The organism is Rhodococcus sp. IEGM 1408 (genome assembly GCF_033142235.1).
Lineage (GTDB): Bacteria > Actinomycetota > Actinomycetes > Mycobacteriales > Mycobacteriaceae > Dietzia.
This window is the reverse complement of the sequence record NZ_JAWLRW010000001.1, coordinates 167,337-189,597: the sequence shown is the minus strand read 5'-3', so window position 1 is coordinate 189,597 and position 22,261 is coordinate 167,337. Positions and strand designations below refer to the sequence as shown.

Sequence of the window (22,261 nt, the reverse complement as noted above, 5' to 3'; positions counted from 1 at the left end):
GGTGGGGCGTATGGGGAAAACCGCCCGACTGCCCGGAGCGCTCGTCGTGGGTCACGCCCAGCATGAGGAGGGCGTGCGGCGACTGGTCGAGAGCTTCCGCCGCGTACCGGCCGGTCAGCCGGTCCGGCTGGCCAAGAAGACGTCCAACCTCTTTCGGCCGCGCGCCTCGTCGTCGTCGCCCGGTCTGGACACCACCGGCCTGACGCGCGTCGTCTCCGTGGATCCGGACGCCCGCACCGCCGACGTCCAGGGCATGTGCACGTACGAGGACCTGGTCGACGCCACCCTGCCGTACGGGCTGATGCCGTACGTGGTGCCGCAGCTCAAGACCATCACCCTCGGCGGCGCGGTGACCGGCCTGGGGATCGAGTCCAGCTCGTTCCGGCTGGGGCTGCCGCACGAGTCGGTGCTGGAGATGGACGTGCTCACCGGCACCGGCGAGATCGTCACCGCCCGGCCCGACGGCACCGACCGCGAGCGCGCGCTCTACCGCGGCTTCCCCAACTCCTACGGCTCGCTGGGGTACGCGGTGCGGCTGCGGATCGCGCTCGAACCGGTCAAGCGCTACGTGGAACTGCGGCACGTCCGGTTCGACTCCCTCGCCGCGCTCGAGGAGGGGCTGGCGCGGATCAGCGAGGAGAAGGTCTACGACGACGAGGTGGTCGATTTCCTCGACGGGGTCGTGTTCACCGCCGACGAGTCCTACCTGTGTCTGGGCCGGCGGACCGATGAGCCCGGGCCGGTCTCGGACTACACGGGACTGCGGGACAAGCAGGCGATCTTCTACCGCTCGATCCAGCACGGCGGGCCAGCCGGTTCGGTGGTCCGCGACCGGCTGACCATCCGCGACTACCTGTGGCGCTGGGACACCGACTGGTTCTGGTGCTCGCGGGCGTTCGGGGTGCAGAACCCGCGCATCCGCCGGCTGTGGCCGCAGCGGCTGCTCCGGTCGTCGGCGTATTGGAAGATCATCGGGCTCGACCACCGCTTCGACCTGGGCAACAAGATCGGTGCGCTCAAGGGTGAGGGGCCGCGCGAGCGGGTCGTGCAGGACGTCGAGGTGTCCATCGACCACACCGCCGAGTTCCTGGAGTGGTTCCTGCGGGAGGTGCCCATCGAGCCGCTGTGGGTGTGTCCGCTGCGCCTGCGCGAGTCCACACCCGCGCCCGGGCTGGACGACGACCCGGCCTCCGACCGGCCATGGCCGCTGTACCCGCTGGCCCCGGGGACCACGTACGTCAACATCGGGTTCTGGTCGTCCGCGCCGATCGAGCCGGGCGCGGCCGAGGGGGCGTGGAACCGGCGCATCGAGGAGGAGGTCTCCCGGCTCGGCGGCCACAAGTCGCTGTACTCGGAGGTGTTCTACTCGCGCGAGGAGTTCGCGCAGCTCTACGGCGGTGAGCACGCGGGCCGGCTGCGGACGCATTTCGATCCCCAGGGCCGGTTCGCGACCCTCTACGACAAGGCGGTGGGTGCACGGTGACAACAGAGAACAGGGGGACAACGGGGAACATGGTCAGCACGGGGAAGATGACGATCGGCGAGATCATCCGCGCCTTCGCGACGGGGGAGCCGCCCCTGCGGATCGAGGCATACGACGGCTCGTCCGTCGGCCCCGCGGACAGCGAACTAGTGCTACGCCTGAAGAGCCAGAGCGCGCTGCAGTACTTCGTCACCGCTCCCGGCGACCTGGGACTGGCCCGCGCGTACCTGATGGGCGAGCTCGAGGTCGACGGCGTCCACCCGGGCGCCCCGCGCGACGTGTTCGGCGCCCTCGAGGTGTTCCGCAAGACCATGACCCGCACGCCGGACGCCCGCACGATGCTGCGCATCGCCCGCTCGGTGGGGCTGGAGAACCTCAAGGTGCCGCCGATCCCCGCGCAGGAGGTCCCGCCACCGTGGCGCCGGGTGATGACCGGGATGCGCCGGCACTCCAAGGAGCGGGACTCGGAGGTGGTGAGCTATCACTACGATGTCTCCAACCTCTTCTACTCGTGGATCCTCGGGCCGTCCATGACCTACACCTGCGCCTGCTACGCGGACGCCGGGGACACGCTCGAGACCGCGCAGGAGAACAAGTACCGGCTGGTCTTTGACAAACTCGGACTCAAGGCCGGGGACCGGTTGCTGGACGTGGGCTGCGGCTGGGGCGGCATGGTGCGCTACGCCGCCAGCCGGGGCGTGAAGGTCATCGGCGTGACCCTGTCCAAGGAGCAGGTCGAGTGGGGGCAGGCCGCGATCGCCGCCGACGGACTCGGCGACCTCGCGGAGGTACGGCTGATGGACTACCGCGACGTGCCCGAGCGGGACTTCGACGCCATCAGCTCGATCGGGATCACCGAGCACATCGGCCGTAAGAACTACCACGCCTACTTCACCCGGCTGCACACCTACCTCACGCCGGGTGGCCGGCTGCTCAACCACTGCATCACCCGGCCCGACAACTCGCGCACCGTCAAGGCGGGGGCGTTCATCGACCGGTACATCTTCCCCGACGGCGAACTCGCCGGGGCGGGGACCGTGCACCTGGAAGCCGAGAACGCCGGGTTCGAGGTGGTGCACGAGGAGAACCTCCGCCAGCACTACGCGTTCACGCTGCGGGACTGGTGCACCAACCTCGTCGAGCACTGGGACGAGGCCGTAGACGAGGTGGGCGAGCCCATGGCCAAGCTGTGGGGGCTCTACATGGGCGCCTGCCAGTACGGCTTCGAGCACAACAAGATCCAGCTCCACCAGATCCTGGCCGTGCGGCTGGACGACGCCATGACCTGGGACGTGCCCCTGCGGCAGTGGTGGCGGGCCTGAGGGCTATCGCCTGATGGGCGGGACGGGGTCAGGTGAGGTCAGGTCAGGTGAGGTCGATCGCGAGCAGGACCTCGCCGGTGGGCGCCGGTGATCCGCCGGCGGGCTCCTCGGTGATGCCAATCTGGGTGGACGCCCTGATGCCGCTGAGCTGAGCCGACGGCGCCGGACCCACCTGACCGGATTCCATGGTCCCGGCCGGGATCGGATCGTGATCCGGACCCATCAGCCAGAGCTGGTACGCGCGGCCGTTCGCGGGCTCCGGGATTCCGGTCATCGAGATGACCGCCATGTCGGCAGCCTGAGACGCCAGCACCGTCGCGTTACCGGTCCCGCCGATCCGGCCGCGGGCCACCTCGAGGTCCTCGGCGGCGAGCAGAGAGGAGACCTGTTCGGGCATCGTGGCGGCGGGCGGCGCAGCCACGGGCAGGTTCTCCTCCGCGGCACCCCCATCGGTCAACCTGCCGATGGTCACGCCGGCGGCCAGGAGCGCGATGGCCGCCGCGGCGGCGAGGAACGTCATCATCCCGGGACGCCGACGGTCCCGCGCCGCACTCAGATCGACGACGGTCCCGCCGCCCCCGGACAGGTCGTCGCCCGGCCGGGCATCGGCAGGGGTGCCGGTGGCACCGGACCCACGGGGCTCTGCTGCGGCGACCAGGTCGAGCACGCGGGCGCGCAGCGCGGCCGGCGGTCGCACGTCCAGATCGGCGACCGCGACCAGTTCGGCGGCGAGCTCGCGCGTGGATCTGATGTGCGCGAGCATCGAGGTCCGCTGCTCGGGGGTCGCGGACACCAGGGCTTGTTCGACGGACTCCGACTCCTGCTCCGGCAGGGCGTCGAGCGCGTAGAGATCCAGGTTCTCGGGGAGAACCGTGTCCGGGGACTCGGGATGGTCGTGGTGACCAACGCTCATGACAGCTCACCTCCCAGGCAGCTCTTGAGACGGCGCAGGCCGTCGCGGATACGGGACTTGATCGTGGGTAGCGCGGCATCGAGTTGCTCGGCGACCTCGCGGTAGGTCAGCCCGGTGAAGTACGCCATCTCGATGGACTGGCGTTGGTTGTCGGTGAGTTCTCCCAGGCAGCGCCGCACGCCGGCGGCGTCCTCATCCCGGGAGATCTGGTCGGTCACCTGCTCGGCGATGTCACCGAGGTGGTTCACCCCGGTGGCGGCGTCGGCCTCGTCGCGACGGGTGGCAGAGCTCTCCGACCGGACCCGGTCCACCGCGCGGCGGTGCGCGATCGTCAGCACCCAGGACTGGACTGACCCGAGCGAGGGGCTGTACCCGGAGGCCTGTTTCCAGACCTGCAGGAACACCTCCTGCACCGTCTCCTCCGCATAACCGGGATCGCGGAGGATCCGGAGCGCGAGACCGTGGACGCGAGGCGACATGAGGTCGTAGAAACGAGCGAAGGCATCCAGGTCGCCCGCCGCCGAGAGCTCGAGCAGACGCCCCGGGTCGGCCAACGACGAGGCGATGGGCTCAGACACGAGAGTCACTCTAGTGCGAAGCGGGTGCGGCACATGCACCGCGCGCGTATCCGGGCGGATCGCGTCGATGACGGTCATCACGCCGTCACCCGGAAAGTGCGGTTATGCCAGCCGGTGGCTCCCCCGGGGATCGGCGCCTGTCGGGTCTCGGTCTGGACCTCGCCCGTCGAATCGGTCGCGCGGACGTGCAGCGTGTGCAGGCCGGGCTGGGCGTCCCAGCTCCAGGACCACATGCGCCAGGTGTCGATCGAGTACTCGTCGGAGAGCGAGGCATCCTGCCACGGCCCGTCGTCGACCCTCAGCTCCACTCGCTCGATCCCGCGGTGCTGAGCCCACGCGGTACCGGCCACCACGTTCGGCCCGGGCGTCAGCTCGGCCAGCGGCGCCGGCCGGTCGATGCGACTCGCGGTGCGGATCGGCCCCTTCTCAGCCCAGCCCCGGTCGGTCCAGTAGGCGCTGGCGCGGTCGAAGCGGGTCACCTCCCAGTCCACCACCCACTTGGTGGCCGAGACGTAGCCGTACAGGCCCGGTACGACCTGCCTGACCGGGTAGCCGTGCTCGAGGGGCAGGGGTTCGCCGTTCATCCCGACGGCCAGCAGCGCATCGCGGCCGTCCGTCAGCGCGTCGAGCGGGGTCCCGGCTGTCCAACCGTCCACCGACGTCGACAGCAGCATGTCCGCCTCCGGCAGGATGCCGGCCTCGGCCAGCAGATCGGCGATCGGGAAACCGATCCAGGTCGCGGTCCCGGCCAGATCGCCGCCGACTTCGTTGGACACGCACGTCAGAGTGACGATCCGCTCCTGTGTCTCCCTGCTCATCAGTGACTGCCAGTCGAGTTCGATCTCCCGCTCCACCAGCCCGTGGATCCGGAGGCGCCAGTCGGTCGTCGTCAGGGCGGGGACCCGGAGCGCGGTGTCGATACGGTAGAACTCCTCGTTCCGGGTGAGGAACGACGTCACCCCGGGGGCGTCGGGCACGACCTCGGCCGGAATCGGCGCGGCCGCGTTGCCGCTCAGCACCCGCGGAAGTCGCAGCCCTGCGCGCTCGGCGACAACGTCCGCTGCTCGCCGGGTGAGCGCGACCCCGGTCACCCCCGCCGCGGCGATGACGGCGACGGCCGAACCCGCCAGCACCAGGAATCGACGACGATCAGGTCCCGGATGTGTCGCGGGCGCCGCTGCAGTGGACGCGGCCCCGGGAGCGGAGGCCGGGGCACCGTCGGCGAACAGCGCCCCCACCATCAGTCGCAGCGCCACCACGCCGGCGAGCGCTCCGAGGAGGGTCGGCAATACCCATGCGGGACCGGCGGACGGCCTCGTCGCCGCCGCGAGAACACCGATGAGCGCCAGGACGACCAACACGAGCGAACCGGCGGGGCGACGGGGGCGCTCGAGTAACCCGACGATCGCGCCGGCCAGCAGGAGGATCGCGGCTAGGCCGATCAGTAGTGCGGGTTTGTCGGCGGTGCCGAGTGCATCGATGGTGACCTCGCGGACGGGCGCGGGGACACGATCGACCACCGAGTCGGCCACCGCGAGGAAGGGCGACGACCCGGGGGCGACGAACCCGGCGACCGCGTGCCCCACCGCGAGGGTGACGCCGGTGGCGAGGAGTCCCGCGACGAGCCGGGCCGTCCCGCGGGGTCGGTGCTGTGTTTGGTTCACATCAAGGATTCGGAGCGAGCAGGCCACCGGACGGCGGGGATGAATTCGCCACCCCACCCATCCGCCCCGGCGGCGGTGGCGAAGTACCTGTGACCCAGTACACGAGACCCAGCACACGGGGCTCCACCGAAAGGACCAAGAAAATGGGCATCACGATCTCCCGCCGCATGGCATCGATCGCCGCGGCTGCCGCGGTCAGCGGGCTCGTCCTCGCAGGCTGCTCCACCGACGACGCCTCGAACGAGGCCGAGGGCACGACCGCCGCCACCACGTCCTCGGCGATGTCCTCGTCCGCGACCTCCTCTATGGCTGCAGAGCCTGCCGGCATGCTCGTGGGTCCCGGCTGTGCCGACTACGCCGAGGCCAACCCGGAGGGTCCCGGCTCGGTTGAGGGCATGGCTCAGGAGCCGGTCGCCACCGCCGCCTCCGGCAACCCGCTGCTCGGCACCCTCGTCCAGGCCCTCTCGGGCGGGGTCAACCCGGACGTCGACCTGGTCGACACCCTCAACAACGGCGAGTACACCGTCTTCGCGCCGGTCGACGACGCGTTCGCGAAGGTCGACGCCGCGACGATGGAGACGCTCAAGACCGACGCGGACCTGCTCACCAGCATCCTGACCTATCACGTGGTCGAGGGGCAGATCACCCCTGACGAGATCGAGGGCATGCAGACCACGCTGAACGGCGCGGACGTGGATGTCACCGGTTCCGGCGACGAGCTCAAGGTCAACGGTGCCAACGTGATCTGTGGCGGCGTCGAGACGGCCAACGCGACCGTCTACCTGATCGACCAGGTGCTGGTCCCCGCCGAGTAGGACCGCTGAACCCCCCCGGGAGGCCCTGACCTCCCACCCGTTCAGATCACTGAAGGCCCGGGTCGCCGCGCGAGCGGCGACCCGGCCCTTCTGGTGTCGGCGATAACAGCCCTCAGAACCAGTCCTCGCGCATGTCCAACGTCGTGCGGTCCCCGGCGGCCAACACATCGAACTTGGCGTCGACGACGGGGAGTTCGCGTCGCAGGAAGTACGCCGCGGCCTGCCGTTTCCCGGCGGCGAAGGCATCCGAGTCGTCATCGACGCGCCCGCCCAGCGCCAGCACCTGCTCCAGCCAGATCCACGCGATCACGATGTGGCCGGCGGCCTCGAGGTACTCGGTGGCGTCGGCGAGGAAGGCCGCGGGATCGACTGAGCCCACCCCGGCCAGGGCCGTGGTCACCTCGATCAGACGCGTCACGCGGGGCCGCAACAGCGCCGCGAACCCCCGGGCCGGTCCACCGACCTCCGCCGCCCGGTCACAGGTGGCGGTGATGCGCTCGCTGAGCGCGGCCAGCCCGGCGCCGCCGCCGGCGAGGACCTTGCGTCCCAGCAGGTCCTGGCCCTGGATCCCGTGGGTGCCCTCGTGGATCGGGTTGAGGCGGTTGTCGCGGTAGTGCTGCTCGACGTCGTAGTCGATCGTGTACCCGGCCCCGCCCAGCACCTGCACCGCCAGCTCGTTGGCCTTGAGGCACCACTGCGACGGCCAGGATTTGGCGATCGGGGTGAGCACGTTCAGGAGCGTCGTGGCGGCTGCGGATTCCTCCGGGGAACCGGTCTTCTCGTCGTCGACAAGTCTCGCGCAGTACAACCCCAGCGCCAGCGCGCCCTCCACATACGACTTCTGGGCCAGCAACATCCGCCGCACGTCCGTGTGTCCGGTGAGCATGACCTGCGGCGACGACGGATCCGCGCCCGCGGGGCGGCCCTGTGGCCGGTTCCGGGCGTAGTCCAATGACTTGAGGTAGCCGGTGTACCCGAGCGCCGTGGCGCCCAGGCCCACGCCGAGGCGGGCCTCGTTCATCATGGTGAACATCTTCCTGAGGCCGGTGTTCTCCTCGCCCACCAGATAGCCGACCGCGCCCGGCCGGCCGCCGGGGGTGTGCATGCCCTGGCCGAGCGTGGGCATGGTGTTGACCGTGCCCCGGAAGCCCATCTTGTGGTTGAGGCCGGTGATGACGATGTCGTTGCGCTCGCCCACCGAGCCGTCGTCCTCGACCAGGAACTTGGGCACCACGAACAGGCTGATGCCGCGGGTGCCCGCCGGTGAACCGGGGACCTTGGCCAGCACCAGGTGGATGATGTTCTCGCTCATCTGATGCTCGCCGCCCGAGATCCACATCTTCTGCCCGAACAGCCGGTAGGTGCCGTCAGGCTGCGGCTCGGCGCGGGTGGTGATGTCGGCCAGGTTCGACCCGGCCTGCGGCTCGGACAGGCACATGGTGCCGGAGAACCGGCCCTCGACCATCGGTTTGACGTACCGCTCGATCTGCTCGTCCGAGCCGTGCGCGAGGAGCAGGTTGGCGTTGCCGGTGGTCAACAGCGGGTACGCGGCGGTGGAGACGTTGGCGGCGTAGAACCACGCCATGCACGCCAGGTAGGCGGTGTACGGCAGTTGCATCCCGCCGACCCGCGCGTCCATGGCGGCGCCCACCAGGTCGGCCTCGGCGAAGCGCGCGAGCGCCTCACCGATCTCCGGGATGAGCTCCACCTCCTCGCCCACGAGCCTGGGCTCGTTGAGGTCGGCCTTGCGGTTGTGGGGCGCGAAGTACTTCTCGGCGAGCTCGGCCGAGAGCGACACCACGGCGTCGATGGTCTCGCGCGAATGGTCCGAGTACCGCTCCCTCCCGCACAGCTCGGAGACGCGGAGCCAGTCGTGGAGGAGGAAGTCCAGGTCGGCGCGCGACAGCAGTGTCGAGGGGCGGGCGGTGGAAGGGCGGGCGGTGGAGGGCAGGGGCGTGTGAGATGGGGCGGTGTGAGATGAGGCTGTGGAGGGGCGCGGGCTCATGCCCCGCAGGCTACTCGCGGGCGCCGGAACCGCTGGTCGCGCGCGCGAACTTCCGTCCCATGTCGGTCATGGTCTTGGCGTAGGCCGCGGGCAGGAAGCGCTTGCCGCGGTAGGACTTGCGGGCTTCCGGGTCGGGGAGGATGAGGAACTGCTTGGCGTCGATCGCGGTGATCACCTCGGCCGCGATCTCGTCCGCCCCGCGCTCGGAGCGGTCGATGAGCTTGCCCGCGAAACCGCTCGCGGCCGGGTCGGACACGTTGAGGCTCGAGGCCAGGTTGGTGCGGAAGAACGACGGGCAGATCACCGAGACATCGATCCCGAACGGGGCCAGCTCCCAGCGCAGGCTCTCGGAGACCGCCACGACCCCCGCCTTGACAGCTGTATAGGACGACATGGTGGGCGGGTGCACCAGCCCGGCGAGCGAGGCGGTGTTGACGATGTACCCGTGGCCCTGCTCCTTGAGCATCGGGACGAAGGTGCGGCAGCCGCGGACCACGCCCAGGAGGTTGATGTCGATGATGAGCTGCCAGTCCGCCTCCGTGAGGAGCTCGATGCGGCCGCCCTGCGCGATGCCGGCGTTGTTGACGACGACGTCGATGCCACCCCAGAGCTGCTCGACCTCTTCCCGCGCGGCCGCCCACTCGTCCTCGGAGCGCACGTCGAGCCGGAGGTAGAGGGCATCGGACGGTACGGTCGAGGGGCGCGCGTCCGTGGGGGCGAGGTCGGCGACGATCACGCGGTCGCCGCGCTCGAGGAACGCGGTGGCCAGGGCCAGGCCCAGGCCGGAGGCCCCGCCCGTCACCAGGACGCGACGGTTGGTGTCGCCTCGGGGAGGGGATGAGACGAACGGCAGGCGGTCCAGGCCGGGAACGGGGAGATCGCGCAGTGACACAGAGGGCAGGGAGATGCTGGGCAGGCGCATGGAACGAAACCTACCGGCTCACCGCGCCGGGAGCGGGACGGGTTGCCCGGCGCCCCTGAGGAAGTCGGCCGCCATGGTCACGGCCGGTCCCGACGAGTCTGCCCCCTCGATGAGGACGGCCAGGGCGATGTCCCCGGTCGAGCCCACAAACCAGCCGTGGGCCGGCCCGGAACCGACCTCGGCGGTCCCGGTCTTGCCGCCCAGTCCGGGGATCGACGACGCGGCGGTGGCGGTGCCCGACCGCACGGTCTGTTCCATGTAGCGGCGCACGGTGTCGACGACGCTCGGCGGCAGCGGCTCCGGGTACTGGTCGGCGACCGCGGGCATGCCGGCGATCACCGACGGCAGGATCATCCGGCCGCCGTTCGCGAGCGAGGCCTCCAGGACGGCCATGCCGAACGGGCTGGCCAGCACCTCGCCCTGCCCGATCGCCGCCTCCACCCGCGCCGGGCCCTGCTCGGTGACCGGCACCTGCCCGGTGATGGTGGTCAGTCCCGGGGTGGTGAAGTCCACGCCCAGGCCGAGCGAGGCCGCGGTGTCCCGCATCGCCTCGGGCGCCAGCCGGTCGCTGATCACGGCCTGGCTGGTGTTGCACGACCGGGCGAAGGCGGTCTCCAGCGGGACGGGACCGAGCGCGAAATCGCTGTCGTTGGGGATGGTCCGCCCCGACACGGTGATCGACGCCGGGCACGGGACGATCTCCTCCGGGCCCACGACCCTCGCGTCCAGGGCGGCGGCCGTGGTGACCGTCTTGAAAGTCGAGCCGGGCGGGAACAGCCCCTGCAGCGAGACCGGTCCCTGCTGGTCGGCGGCCGAGTTCTGGGCGACCGCCAGGACCCCACCGGTCGACGGTTGGATCGCGACGATCGAGGCCGCGAGACCGGAGGCATCGACCGCCCGTTGGGCCTCCGCCTGGATGGACGGTTGGAGGGTGGAGACCAGGTCGTCGACCTCCTCCATCGGGGCGCCGCCCAGCCTGATCGGCTCCGCCCCGGGATTGTCGATGGTCGCCGACCAGCCGCCCTTCTCTCGGAGGGCGTCGATCCATACGCCCTCCAGCTCTGTCAGGGCAGGTGAGCGCAGGGAACGATCGGTCTGGACGAGCCTCCCGGACTCGGGCAGCGTCACGCCGGGGATCGCGGCAAGCTGCTCGCGTATCGGAGCGATGTCCGCAGGGCGTAGGGACACGACTGTATAGGTCTGGTCGCCGAGCTCGGCCATGCCGTCGCGGATGCTCTGACCGGTGATGGCCGGTTCGGCGCCGCTCACCAGGGCCGCGACAGCGTCGGCGCTGCCGACCGCTTCCGGGGCCAGCGCCACGCCCGTCACCGGTGTCCACTGGAACAGCGAGGCCCCGGTCCGGTCCAGGATGTCGGTGTCCCAGTCCAGGTTCTCGACGAACTTCAGCTGACCGCTGGGCTGGAGTCGGGTGTCGAGGACGGTCGGCGCCCACGCGACCTTCCAGTCCTCGCCGATCTTGGTCGTGCGCACCTCGCCGGTGGTGATGACGGTGCGCGGGGGGCTCTCCTCCGCAGGGGATTGCGTGGCGGGCGGCAGGGTCCACCTGATCTCGAGCGGGACGGGGTCCTTGTCGGGCCGCCGGTCGCTACCGGTGGTGCTCGCAGTGGAGATGCTCCCGGCGAGTGTGGTGCGGTTGGCGTTGATCTGCTCCTCCGCGGCGGCCGGGTCGGTCGTCAGTGCCGCGGCACCCGCGATGTCGCCCCGCGCCATCTCGTCCACGAACTGCTGGAGCTCGTCGGCACCGGTGTCGCCGGTCAGCGCCGCACAACCGTTGCCCGCCAACGCCACGGTCACGGCGGCGGCGAGGAGACCGGCCGTGGGCAGGAACCGGCGGCGGGCACTATCGGGATACCGGCGGCGGTGCGGCGAGGGGGTCATGACTCCACGAAACCAGAATCCGAGGTCGGGTGCACTGCGCCGGGCCGGCCGACGCGGGCGAAGAGGGAAGGGGGCGCCGCGGGGCACGTAGGCTCGGTCGCCATGACCGCCCGCCAGCCCGACCAGGCTCCCACGTCGCGCACGCCCGGACACGTCCCGGCGGCGGGCACCGGTGCCTCGCCCGTCACCTCCGGGCTCGCCCACTTCCTGGACGACCTCGTGCGGATCCCGGGCACCCGATACCGGGTGGGCCTTGATCCGGTGATCGGGTTCGTGCCCGTCGTCGGCGACGCCGTCGGGACCATCGTGGCCGCGGCGGTCCTCGCCGAGGCGATCCGCAACCGGGTCCCGGTCCACATCCTCTTCCGGATGGGGTGGAACTACCTGGTGGACGCGGTGCTGGGCGTGATCCCGTTCGTCGGCGACGTGGCGGACATCGCGCACAAGGCCACGTCCAAGAACCTGCGACTGGTGGACCGCACGATCGCCGAGGGCAAGCGCGTCGACACCGACGCCCGCGGTTACCTCGCCCGGGCGGTGGGCGCGGTCGGGCTCATGCTGCTCATCCTGATCGGCATGGCGGGGCTCGCCCTCTGGGGCCTGCTCAAGGTCATCGGCCTGTTCTGATCCGGCCTGCGCGCAACGTCGCGCGCCCCGCGCCCCGCGCCCCGCGTCCTACGTCAAGGTCACCGGGAGTAGCCGCCGGACCACGTCGTCGAGCGTGAGGACGCCGCGGACCTCGGAGGTGTGGGTGCCCGGGAAGTCGCCGGATTGTTCGACGACGACGAGGTGGGCCCGGGCCTCGCGCATCCTGCGGAACGCCTCCGCGACCGAGAGGTCGTGTTCGAGGGACAGGCTCGGCCGCATGAGTTCGCGAGCCGTGGCGGTGGCCGCCACGTCGATCGAGTCCCGGGCGTGCACCACGCCCACCGCGTCGTCGCCCTCGAGCACGAGCAGACGCAGGTGTCCGGTGCGGCGGGCCGTGTCGCGGATCTCCTCCGGGGTGGCGTCGACGGGGACCGAGGACATCTCCTCCGGGGTGGCGGGCGCGTCCACGCCGCGCTCACCCAGCAGGTCGCCCACGGTGAGCTCCTGGAGCTCCAACGCGCTGAGCAGTTGGCGTTGGTGGCTGTTGTCGAGGGTGCCGGCCTCGCCCGAGTAGCGGACGAGCTCACGCAGGGAGTCGGCATCCTGGCCAGCGGCCACCTCGTCGCGGGTCTCCACACCGAGTCGGTGCAGGATCCGGTTGGCCATGGAGTTGAGCGTCACGAGCAGGGGGCGGGTGAGCCAGAGGAAGCCGCGCATCGGTATGGCCAACAGTGTGGCCGAGTACTCCGGGTGCGTGATGGACCACGACTTGGGCGCCATCTCGCCCACGACCAGGTGCAGGAACGTGACGATGAGCAGCGCCAGGACGAAGGCGATGACGTCGGCGGTCCAGTAGGGCAACCCCATGCCCGCGAACAGCGGGGTGAGCCAGTGGTGAATGGCGGGCTTGGTGACGGAGCCGAGCGCCAGGGCGCACAGCGTGATGCCGAGCTGGGAGCCCGCCAACAGGAGCGTGAGATCGGACGCGTTCCGCAGGGCGGCCCGGGCCGCCGCGCTCGAGGCCGCCGCGTCCTCGAGGCGGTGGCGCCGCGCGGAGATGAGGGAGAACTCGACCGCCACGAAGAAGGCGGACGCCGAGATGAGCAGGATCGTCGCGGCCACGACGAACAACGGGTTGCTCATCAGGCCCCCCTGGGCCTCGGCGGCGAGCAGCGTGGTGTGGACGGCGGCGGTGTAGATGTCGGTGGTCTCCGCGATTCCGGTCTCGATCGGGTTGGGGATCATCGCGCGGCCTCCTCGACCACGACGTGCAGCTCGGCGGGCACCCGGCGTTCGATCCGGCGTACCTCGGTTCTCAAGACCCGGTCGGCGGACAGCTCCTCGAGCACGTCAGTGTCGGGAAGGGGGATGTCGATCCGGTCCCCGACCTCGGGGAGGTCGCCGGTGGTCTCGATCACGAGCCCGCCGAGCGTCTCGGCGTCCACCTCGGGGAGGGTGATGTCCAGCAGCCGCTCGACCTCGTCGAGGTGCGTGTCGCCGGTGAGGAGCCAGCCCAGGCCCTCGCTGACCGGGGTGCCCACGGCGAGCTGGGGGTCGTGCTCGTCGGCGATCTCACCGACGATCTCCTCTGCCATGTCCTCCATGGTCACGACTCCTGCGAAGCCGCCGTACTCGTCCACGACCACCGCCATCTCCGCGCGCTCGGCGCTCAGACGGTTGGCCACCTCGGGCAGATGGAGGGACGTGGGCACGACGATCGGCGCGCGCATCAGGGTGGACACCGGTGTGAGATCGGCGCCCTCGTCGTCGCACACCATGAGCAGGTCGTGGAGGTCCACGATGCCGATCACGTCGTCCGAGTCCTCGCCGACGACCGGGTAGCGGGTGTGGCCGGTGGCCATCTTCGACAAGACCTCGTCAACGGTGTCGACAGCCCGGACGACGTCGGTGCGTGACCTGGGGATCATGGCGTGCTCGGCGGGTTGCCCGGGGAAGTCGAGCATCCGGTCCAGCAGTCTGCTGAGCTCAGGGGACAACTCGCCGGTCTCGCTGGACTCGGCCACGATGTGCTCGAGGTCCCGGGCGGTGGCGGAGTGTTCCTTGTCGTGGACGGGCTCAATGCCGACGGCCTTGAGCAGGGCCTCGGAGGACTTGTCGAACAGGCCGATCAGCCAGCCGAACAGCCCGAGGTAGATCGTGGTGGAGCGGGCCAGCCAGCGGGCGACCGGCTCGGGTTTGGCGATGGCGAGGTTCTTGGGCACCAGCTCGCCGAAGATCATCTGCACGACCGTCGAGAACAGTAGCGCCAGGACCGTGCCGACACCCACGCCGACAGCCTGCGGCACGGACGCCAGCCCGAGCAGTTCGCCGAGCGAGCGCCCGATGAGGGGTTCGGCCACGTAACCCACGATGAGTGTGGTGACGGTGATGCCGAGCTGGGCGCCCGACAACATGAAGGACGTGCGTTTGGTGACGCCGAGGACGCGCGCCGCGGACGGGTCGCCCCTCTCGGCGGCGGCCCCCATCCGGGAGCGGTCGACCGCCATGAAGGCGAACTCCTGGGCCACGAAGTAACCCGTGAGCGCGGTGATCGCGAGGACCACGACCACGCCGATCAACAGCGAGAGCACGATGCTCATCCGGTGTACCCCCTTCCGAGAAGGGGGCTGATAGATCGGGCCGGTGTATCGGCTCGGCTCACTGGAGGTGCTCCTGCGCGTGCGTCGGGGGTGTGTGGTCCGGGTCCGGTGCCCGGGCTGACTTGCCCATTCTCCCGCCCGACGCGCGGATTGTCGACTCCCACCCCGGTTCGGCGGTGGGCGAGGGGCGGAGTTGTCGGATCCGATTGCACCGGAGTATCACTGTCTGACATGACAACTCGTGACACCGAGGTCGCGCTCGCCGATACGGACCGCAGGTTCTTCGGCCACCCCCTCGGCCTGGCCAACCTGTCCGGGATCGAGCTGTGGGAGCGCTTCAGCTTCTACGGCATGCAGGGCCTGCTGGCGTACTACATCTATTACGCGGTCGGCGACGGCGGACTCGGCTACTCCGAGCAGATCGCCACCTCGATCGTCGGCGCGTACGGCGGCCTGGTCTACGCCTCGGCGATCCTCGGCGGCTGGGTCTCCGACCGCCTGTTCGGCGCGGAGCGCACGCTCTTCGGCGCCGCGGTGATGATCATGCTGGGGCACCTGTCGCTGGCGCTCGTGCCGGGCGCGGTCGGCCTGGGGCTCGGCCTGGTATTCGTCGGCGTGGGCGCCGGAACCCTCAAGGCCACCACCTCCACCGTCGTCGGCGACATGTACCGCCGGGCCGACGACCGGCGGGACGCCGCGTTCTCGATCTACTACATGGCGGTCAACATCGGCGGACTCCTCGGTCCGCTCATCACGGGCGCGCTGTGGAAATCACACGGCTTCCACTGGGGCTTCGGCGCCGCTGCCGCAGGTATGGCCGTGGGGCTCCTCCAGTACGTGTTGATGCGCGGATCCACCCTCAGGGGCATCGGCGCGGCCGCGCCCGACCCGCTGCCCCGCCCGCAGCGCGTGCGCTACCTGGCCGTCGGCGTCGTGGTGGTCGTTCTGGTGGTGGCGGCGTTCGTCACCGGGCTGGTCCCGCTGGAGTCCCTGGCGAACATCGTCACCGGTGTCGCGGTCATCGGCGCGATCGCCCTGTTCGCGATCCTCATCGGGAGCCCCAAGACCCAGGCTGACGAGCGCAGCCGGGTGATCTCGTTCATCCCGATGTTCGTCGCGTCCGTCGCCTTCTGGGCACTGTTCCAGCAGCAGTTCACCGTGATCGCGATCTACTCGGACCAGCGTCTGGACCGGAACCTCGGCGGCTGGGAGATGCCCGCGAGCTGGGTGCAGTCCATCAACCCGCTGTTCATCATCATCTTCGCGGCCGTCTTCGCCGCGATGTGGGTCAAGCTCGGTAACCGCCAGCCCTCGACCCCGATGAAATTCGCGCTGGCCAACCTCATCATGGGCGTGGCCTACCTGGTGTTCCTGCTCTTCGTGGGCAGCACGGCCACCCCGCTGCTAGGGATCGTGGGCATCTTGTTCCTGTTCACCATGGCGGAACTGCTGCTCTCGCCCGTCGGGCAGTCGCTGGCCACCAAGCTCGCCCCGGAGGCGTTCAAGACCCAGATGGTGGCGCTGTTCTTCCTCACCGTCTCCATCGGGAGCGCGCTGTCCGGCGTGCTCGCGGGGTACTACAACCCCGACGACGCCGGCGCCGAGCGCTCCTACTTCCTGATCCTCGGCATCGCCTCGATCGTCGTGGCGGTGGTCATGGCGCTCCTCGCGCCGTGGATCAGGAAGCGGATGCTGGGCGTGCGCTGACCCTCCCGGTCGCCGTTCTGCTGGTCCGCGTGTCCTAGTTTGCGGAGCCCTGCTGCCAGGTGCTCCACGGCACCGACCAGTCACCGTTCTGCCAGACCTCGAGTTCGGGCCCACCGGTGCCGCGGACCTCCACGACGTCACCGGCCACGGCCTGTTCGAAGTACCAGGCTGCGTCCTCGGGCGACAGGTTCAGGCAACCGTGCGAGGTGTTGGTGTTCCCCTGCGCCCACACCGTGGAGGCCAGGGCGTGGAAGTAGATGCCGTCGTTGGAGATCCGGACGGCGTCGGCGACCGTCACCCGGTAGCCGGAGGACAGCGGCAGACCATAGGTCGAGGAGTCCATGAGGACCGAGCTCGCCTTGTCGAGGACCGTGTAGGTGCCCGACTGGGTCCAGAAGTGCATGTCCACGCCGTTGTACGTGGCGTACCCGCCTTTGCCCATCGACGTGGGCATGGTCTTGACCAACTCCTGGTTGTGGAACACCGAGACCGTCTTGGTGGCGTCGTCCGCGATGGCCATACGGCGGTCGCCGATCGTGAAGTCGACCTCGGCGTCGTCTCCGCCCCACTGACCCCCGCCGAGATTCCTACCCTCGGTGTCCAGTTCCACCCGGACCTTCGTGCCGGTCTCGTAGTAGTCCTGCGGACGCCAGTGCGCGGTGGAGTCGTTGAGCCAGAACCAGTTGCCCTCCACGGCGGGCTCCGTGGTGACCGACATGTACTTCTCGACGGCGTCGCGGTCGGTCACGGGTTGGTCGAACTTGGCGGCCACGATGATGCCGACCCCGTACTCACGGCCCGACTCCAACGCGCCCCCGCCGGAGGAGACCAGGCTGGGCGTGACGATGGCCTGCGGATCGGCCATCGTGAACGAGCGCTCGTCGGTCTTCGGCCCACCCGCCTCGCCGGAATAGGTGACGGCCAGTGTGTACGTGCGTCCGTAGCCGAGCGTGACCGCGGGCTCCCAGGACGAACCGTCCCTGGACAGCTCGCCCTCGATCTCCTTACCGGCGTCATTCGTGAGGACGACGTCGGTGATGACTCCGTTCTCCACGGCGGCCCGGACGCCGTCGACCACGGGGACCTCCGTGGCTCCGTCGGCAGGGGTGACCTGGAGAGTGGCCGGAGCCGGAGCCTCCGAGGGCGCGGAAACCGGGGTGGTCTCGCCCGCCGAACCGGACGGAACGGGGATGGTGCAGCCGGTGGCGACCAGCAGGAGCGCGAGTAGTCCGGCGAGAAGAACGAGTGGGACCAGCGCCGCCGAGCGCGCCGAGGTTCCGGACCTGGACAGGGACATGCGGGACTCCGAGACGAAACGAGATGTGGGGCGACCGGCGAACACCGGCTGATGGCCCCATGATGCCCACGGGGTCCGACAGGCAACGAATCGAACCGCGGCCCCTCGGCGTGTCGTTAGAGATTTGTGACCAGCGAGGCCCCCGGAGGGGGAGCGGGGTGTGACCGGCGTCTCATGTCCCGTGGTCTGACGCCGCCGGAGGGTGATCGCCGAGAGGAGTTCGCAGGCCGCACCCTTGTCTGCCAGCGCTGAACTGGTGTCCCCACGGATCGGATCGGAAGGGTACAACGGAGGCCATGAGTATCGACCGTCCAGTAACCATCATCGGGGGCCACGGCAAGGTCGCCCTCCGTGCTGCCAAGATCCTCTCGGAGGCCGGTGCGGAGGTGTACTCGGTGATCCGCAACCCCGACCAAGCCGACGACATCCGGGCGGCGGGCGCGAACCCGGTGGTCGCCGACATCGAGACCCTGGACGTCGAGGGCCTCCGTGAGGTGCTGCGCGGCAGCGGTTCAGTGGTGTTCGCCGCAGGTGCCGGCGGCGGGAGCGCCGACCGCACCTACGCGGTGGATCGCGACGCCGCGATCCGGTCGATCGACGCCTCTGTCCAGGAGGGGATCGAGCGCTACGTCATGGTCTCCTACGACGGCGCCGGGCCCGACCACGGTGTGCCCGAGGATGACTCGTTCTACCCTTACGCCCAGGCCAAGGCCGCCGCGGACGAGCACCTGCGCGCGTCCGAGCTGCAGTGGACCATCCTCGGGCCGGGAATGCTGACCGACGAGCCCGGCGGCGAGTCGATCGGAGTGGGCGGTGACAAGCGCGAGGACCGCGCCACCAGCCGCGACGTGGTGGCTGCAGTGGTGGCCGCGGTTCTCCGCCGCCCGGACACGGTCGGTCGCACCATCGGGTTCTCCGACGGCGACACCCCGATCGGCGAAGCCCTCACCAGAGAGTGACCCGCGGGGGATCCCGCGCGCGATCGCGGGGCTCGCGGTGAGCACCTCAGCGGCGCCGGGGGCCCGGGGTTATCCTCCACAAGTGAAGATCCTGGTGGGTGGCTCCTGGGTCACCGTGTGCTGCGCGCTTCTCACCGCCCTCTGGAGCGTCCCGCAATACCTGCACACCGGGACCGTCATCCTCAGCTCGCACCCGCTGTTCGTGGTGCTGTTCCTGTTCCCGGCGCAGATCGGCGTGCCGGTGTGTCTGTTGGTGGCGCTCAACGCGATGTCGCTGCTCTTCAGGCGTCAACTCACCACCAACCCGCGTCGCTACATCGCCGGGGGACAGATCCTCTCGGTGGCCCTGCTCATCATCTGCGCGCTGCTGCTGGTGTTGCCCCCGGCGTTCGGCCGGGAGTTCATCGCGATGGCACTGGCCTTCCAGGTGGGGCAGGTCGTGGTGGCCTTCGGGTTGGTCCTGCACCTCCTCCGTCGTCGGAGATTCCGGCGCGATACCGAGCGCGCCGAGTGGAATTGAGTAGCAGAGCAGCACTGCTCAGCTGAGTGGCTGACACTATGGATCGCATGCGAGCCATTCAGATCTCAAGCCATGACGGACCCTCCGCCCTCGAGGTGGTCGATCTCCCCGAGCCGGAGCCGGGCGCCGTCGTCATCGATGTCCACGCCTCGGGCGTGACCTTCCCCGAGGTGCTGCAGACCCGCGGGAAGTATCAGATCTCGCCGCCGCTGCCCTTCGTCCCGGGTTCCGAGGTCGCAGGCGTGGTGCGTTCGGCACCCGCGGGCTCGGGTTTCGCCGCCGGTGACCGCGTCTGTGCGTTCCCCGGCCTGGGCGGATTCGCCGAGGTGGTCTCCGCCGACCCGTCCGTCGTCTTCCCTCTCCCCGATTCCATGAGCTTCGCCCAGGGCGCGTCCATCCCCATGAACGTGCTGACCGTCCACTTCGCGCTGGCTCACCGCGGCCGCCTGCAGCCGGGGGAGACCGTCCTCGTGCACGGCGCGGGCGGCGGCATCGGGATCGCCGCCACCCAGTTCGCCGTCGCCTCGGGGGCCCGCGTCATCGCGGTGGCCTCCACCGATGAGAAGCGTGCACTGGCCCTGAAGGCCGGTGCGTCCGACGCCATCGCGCCGGAGGGCTTCAAGGACGTGGTCAAGGAGCTCACGGGTGGAGAGGGTGTCGACATCGTCGTCGACCCCGTGGGCGGCGACCGCTTCACCGACTCCATCCGCTCCCTGGGCCAGGAGGGGCGGATCCTGGTGATCGGGTTCACCGCCGGCGAGATCCCCACGGTCAAGGTCAACCGCCTACTGCTCGGCAACAAGAGCGCGATCGGGGTGGGCTGGGGCGAGTACTGGATGTCCAACCCGGGTTACCTGCAGGAGCAGTGGGCCGCGGTCGAGCCGCTGCTCGCCGCCGGCAAGCTCGACCCGATCGTCGGCATCGAGTTCCCGCTCGAGGAGGCGTCCCGGGCGCTGCAGCTCATGGACGATCGCGGGGCCGTGGGCAAGATCGTCCTCACCACCCGCTGACGGCGGGACCTGTCTCCCGGACCCGTCGAGAAGAGCCTTTCGCACATATCTGCTCGGCTGATGCGTGCGAAATCGTCTTCTCGACGGGGCCGGCGAGCCGAGCTAGAAGGCGCCCTCCGGCATGTGCATGACGTCCAGATCGAGGGCCTCGATGGTCGCGCGGGCGGCGCCCACCTGCGGCAGGTGGGCGCGGGCGAAGTGACCTGCCACGACGATCTTGCCGGTGTAGAAGTCGTGGTCATTGCCGGTCGCGTCCGGCAGCTTGCCCAGTGCCACGCCGGCCGACCGCAGCAGCATCCAGCCCACCATGAGGTCGCCGACGGACATGAGCAGCGGGACCGCGCCGAGCCCGATCAGGTACAGCTTCTCGGGATCCTCCTGAGCGCCCATGAGGTGCTCGGTGAGGGTCCCGACCATGGACTCGACGTCTGCCAGGGCCGTGGCCACCGCTGTGCGCGCGGTCTCGAGCTCGGCGGGGCCGGGCTCGTCCACAGAAGCGTGGATCCGCCCGGCCACGTGCCCGAGCGCGGTGCCGCCATCGCGGATGATCTTGCGGAAGAAGAAGTCCTGGGCCTGGATCGCAGTGGTGCCCTCGTAGAGGGAGTCGACCTTGGCGTCTCGGATGTACTGCTCCACGGGGAAGTCCTTGAGGTACCCGGAGCCGCCGAAGCACTGCAGCGACTCGGCCAGGCACTGGTAGGAGCGCTCGGAGCCCACGCCCTTGACGATCGGCAGGAGCAGGTCGTTGACCGTGTGCGCCAGTTCGGGGCCGGCACCCGAGACCACCTCGGCCGCCACGATGTCCTGGTGCGCGGCGGCGTAGAGGTACACCGCACGCAAGCCCTCGGCGTAGGCCTTCTGCGTGAGCAGTGACCGGCGCACGTCGGGGTGGTGGATGACGGTGACCTTCCTGGCGCCGGGATTCCCGGCGTCCGCCATGTCGTTGCCCTGGATGCGCTCGCGCGCGAACTCCAGAGCGTTGAGGTATCCCGTGGACAGCGTGGAGATGGCCTTGGTGCCGACCATCATCCGCGCGGCCTCGATGGTCTTGAACATCTGCTTGATGCCCAGGTGGGCGTCACCGGCCAGGAATCCCACCGCGGGAGTGCCGTGCGCGCCGAACGACACCTCGCAGGTCGCCGAGGCCGCGAGCCCCATCTTCTTCTCGATCCCGGTCACGTAGACGCCGTTGCGCGCGCCCGGCGCGGCGGTCTCGGTGTCGGGCATGTACTTGGGGACCAGGAAGTAGCTCAGGCCCTTGGTGCCGGGGCCCGCGCCCACGGGCCGGGCGAGCACCTGGTGCCAGATGTTCTCGAACAGGTCACCGGTGTCGGCGCCGGTGATGAACCGCTTGGTGCCCTCGATGTGCCAGGTGCCGTCGGGCTGCTCGATCGCCTTGGCGTGCACCGCGCCCACGTCGGAACCGACCTCGGCCTCGGTGAGCATCATGGACGAGCCGTGGTTGCGCTCGATGATCTTGGTGGCCCACTTCTTCTGCTGCTCGTTGCCGATGGAGTGCATGATCCCGGCGAACAGCGGCCCGGACAGGTACATGAAGATCGACGGGTTGGCGCCCACCAGGAACTCGCTGATCGCCCACGTCACCATGCGCGGTGCTGCCACGCCGCCGACCACCGGGTCCACGCCGACCAGACCCCAGCCGGCCTCCTGCCACGCCCGCACCGAGGCCACGTACTCGGGGTGGAGAGTGACCTCGTGGGTCTCGGGGTCGAAGGTGGGCGGGTTGCGGTCGGCCACGGAGAACGACGCGGCGATCGGACCCTCTGCCAGCGCGGCGGCCTCGCGGAGCATGGTGCGCACGGTCTCGCCGTCGAGCTCGGTGGACTCGTCGCGCTCCAGGACCTCGTCCAGGCCGAACAGGTCGAACAGCACGAACTCCAGGTCACGGGGATTGCTGCGGTAGTGGGACACGCGGGGACTCCTCATCGGTGGTGCGGCACGCTGTGGGGCGCGCCAGG

At 70.0% G+C, this 22,261-nt stretch carries 18 protein-coding genes; 8 read left to right on the top strand and 10 right to left on the bottom strand.

Annotated features, from left to right (window positions below; translation table 11 throughout):
* Positions 1–10 precede the first annotated feature (10 nt).
* Positions 11–1,483, top strand: coding sequence for an FAD-binding oxidoreductase (locus R4P08_RS00885; RefSeq protein ID WP_317811863.1), 1,473 nt, complete (start codon positions 11–13; stop codon positions 1,481–1,483).
* Between the two features lie 29 nt (positions 1,484–1,512).
* Positions 1,513–2,805 (top strand): class I SAM-dependent methyltransferase, encoded by a 1,293-nt coding sequence (locus R4P08_RS00880; protein WP_317811862.1) that lies wholly within the window; start codon positions 1,513–1,515, stop codon positions 2,803–2,805.
* A gap of 43 nt (positions 2,806–2,848) precedes the next feature.
* Here the strand turns inward: R4P08_RS00880 and R4P08_RS00875 are convergent, their stop codons facing one another.
* The 3 genes from R4P08_RS00875 to R4P08_RS00865 form a co-directional block, all read right to left on the bottom strand.
* The gene (locus tag R4P08_RS00875) at positions 2,849–3,718 is read right to left on the bottom strand and encodes an anti-sigma factor (protein ID WP_317811861.1); all 870 of its coding nucleotides are present in this window, start codon (positions 3,716–3,718) and stop codon (positions 2,849–2,851) included.
* The gene (sigK, locus tag R4P08_RS00870; protein ID WP_317811860.1) at positions 3,715–4,296 is read right to left on the bottom strand and encodes an ECF RNA polymerase sigma factor SigK; all 582 of its coding nucleotides are present in this window, start codon (positions 4,294–4,296) and stop codon (positions 3,715–3,717) included. The genes R4P08_RS00875 and sigK overlap by 4 nt, the downstream gene beginning before the upstream one ends.
* A 77-nt stretch (positions 4,297–4,373) precedes the next feature.
* Positions 4,374–5,960, bottom strand: a complete 1,587-nt coding sequence (locus R4P08_RS00865; RefSeq protein WP_317811859.1) for a molybdopterin-dependent oxidoreductase — start codon at positions 5,958–5,960, stop codon at positions 4,374–4,376.
* Positions 5,961–6,103: 143 nt separating this feature from the next.
* Here R4P08_RS00865 and R4P08_RS00860 point away from each other — a divergent pair, with 143 nt between their 5' ends.
* Positions 6,104–6,775: a fasciclin domain-containing protein gene (locus R4P08_RS00860; RefSeq protein ID WP_317811858.1), complete on the top strand. Its 672-nt coding sequence runs from the start codon at positions 6,104–6,106 to the stop codon at positions 6,773–6,775.
* A gap of 112 nt (positions 6,776–6,887) precedes the next feature.
* On the opposite strand, the gene R4P08_RS00855 is transcribed toward R4P08_RS00860, so the two are convergent.
* From R4P08_RS00855 to R4P08_RS00845, 3 genes are read right to left on the bottom strand one after another with little or no spacing between them, the layout of a single operon-like run.
* Positions 6,888–8,780 (bottom strand): acyl-CoA dehydrogenase, encoded by a 1,893-nt coding sequence (locus R4P08_RS00855; protein WP_317811857.1) that lies wholly within the window; start codon positions 8,778–8,780, stop codon positions 6,888–6,890.
* 10 nt (positions 8,781–8,790) lie between these two features.
* Positions 8,791–9,702: an SDR family NAD(P)-dependent oxidoreductase gene (locus tag R4P08_RS00850; RefSeq protein WP_317811856.1), complete on the bottom strand. Its 912-nt coding sequence runs from the start codon at positions 9,700–9,702 to the stop codon at positions 8,791–8,793.
* 18 nt (positions 9,703–9,720) lie between these two features.
* On the bottom strand, positions 9,721–11,601 hold the full coding sequence (locus R4P08_RS00845) for a penicillin-binding transpeptidase domain-containing protein (protein ID WP_317811855.1): 1,881 nt from the start codon (positions 11,599–11,601) through the stop codon (positions 9,721–9,723).
* A 102-nt stretch (positions 11,602–11,703) separates the two neighbouring features.
* Between R4P08_RS00845 and R4P08_RS00840 the strand changes: the two genes are divergently transcribed.
* On the top strand, positions 11,704–12,228 hold the full coding sequence (locus R4P08_RS00840; protein WP_317811854.1) for a DUF4112 domain-containing protein: 525 nt from the start codon (positions 11,704–11,706) through the stop codon (positions 12,226–12,228).
* Positions 12,229–12,276: 48 nt separating this feature from the next.
* Here R4P08_RS00840 and R4P08_RS00835 read toward each other — a convergent pair whose 3' ends face one another.
* Both R4P08_RS00835 and R4P08_RS00830 read right to left on the bottom strand, forming a co-directional pair.
* Complete coding sequence (locus R4P08_RS00835) at positions 12,277–13,332, bottom strand: hemolysin family protein (RefSeq protein WP_317812234.1); 1,056 nt, start codon at positions 13,330–13,332, stop codon at positions 12,277–12,279.
* 98 nt (positions 13,333–13,430) lie between these two features.
* Positions 13,431–14,789 carry a hemolysin family protein gene (locus R4P08_RS00830; protein ID WP_317811853.1) on the bottom strand — a complete coding sequence of 453 codons (1,359 nt, stop codon included), beginning with the start codon at positions 14,787–14,789 and terminating at the stop codon, positions 13,431–13,433.
* Between the two features lie 231 nt (positions 14,790–15,020).
* Here R4P08_RS00830 and R4P08_RS00825 point away from each other — a divergent pair, with 231 nt between their 5' ends.
* A complete protein-coding gene (locus R4P08_RS00825) occupies positions 15,021–16,496 on the top strand; it encodes an oligopeptide:H+ symporter (protein ID WP_317811852.1) in 1,476 nt (491 codons plus the stop codon).
* A 34-nt stretch (positions 16,497–16,530) separates the two neighbouring features.
* Here the strand turns inward: R4P08_RS00825 and R4P08_RS00820 are convergent, their stop codons facing one another.
* Positions 16,531–17,793, bottom strand: coding sequence for an Ig-like domain-containing protein (locus R4P08_RS00820; protein WP_317811851.1), 1,263 nt, complete (start codon positions 17,791–17,793; stop codon positions 16,531–16,533).
* Positions 17,794–18,089: 296 nt separating this feature from the next.
* Between R4P08_RS00820 and R4P08_RS00815 the strand changes: the two genes are divergently transcribed.
* From R4P08_RS00815 to R4P08_RS00805, 3 genes are all read left to right on the top strand, one after another.
* Positions 18,090–18,752, top strand: a complete 663-nt coding sequence (locus R4P08_RS00815; protein ID WP_317811850.1) for an NAD(P)H-binding protein — start codon at positions 18,090–18,092, stop codon at positions 18,750–18,752.
* Positions 18,753–18,834: 82 nt separating this feature from the next.
* Positions 18,835–19,272 carry a hypothetical protein gene (locus R4P08_RS00810; RefSeq protein ID WP_317811849.1) on the top strand — a complete coding sequence of 146 codons (438 nt, stop codon included), beginning with the start codon at positions 18,835–18,837 and terminating at the stop codon, positions 19,270–19,272.
* Between the two features lie 47 nt (positions 19,273–19,319).
* The gene (locus R4P08_RS00805; protein WP_317811848.1) at positions 19,320–20,282 is read left to right on the top strand and encodes an NADPH:quinone oxidoreductase family protein; all 963 of its coding nucleotides are present in this window, start codon (positions 19,320–19,322) and stop codon (positions 20,280–20,282) included.
* A gap of 102 nt (positions 20,283–20,384) precedes the next feature.
* On the opposite strand, the gene R4P08_RS00800 is transcribed toward R4P08_RS00805, so the two are convergent.
* Positions 20,385–22,214, bottom strand: a complete 1,830-nt coding sequence (locus tag R4P08_RS00800) for an acyl-CoA dehydrogenase (RefSeq protein WP_317811847.1) — start codon at positions 22,212–22,214, stop codon at positions 20,385–20,387.
* Positions 22,215–22,261: the final 47 nt, after the last annotated feature.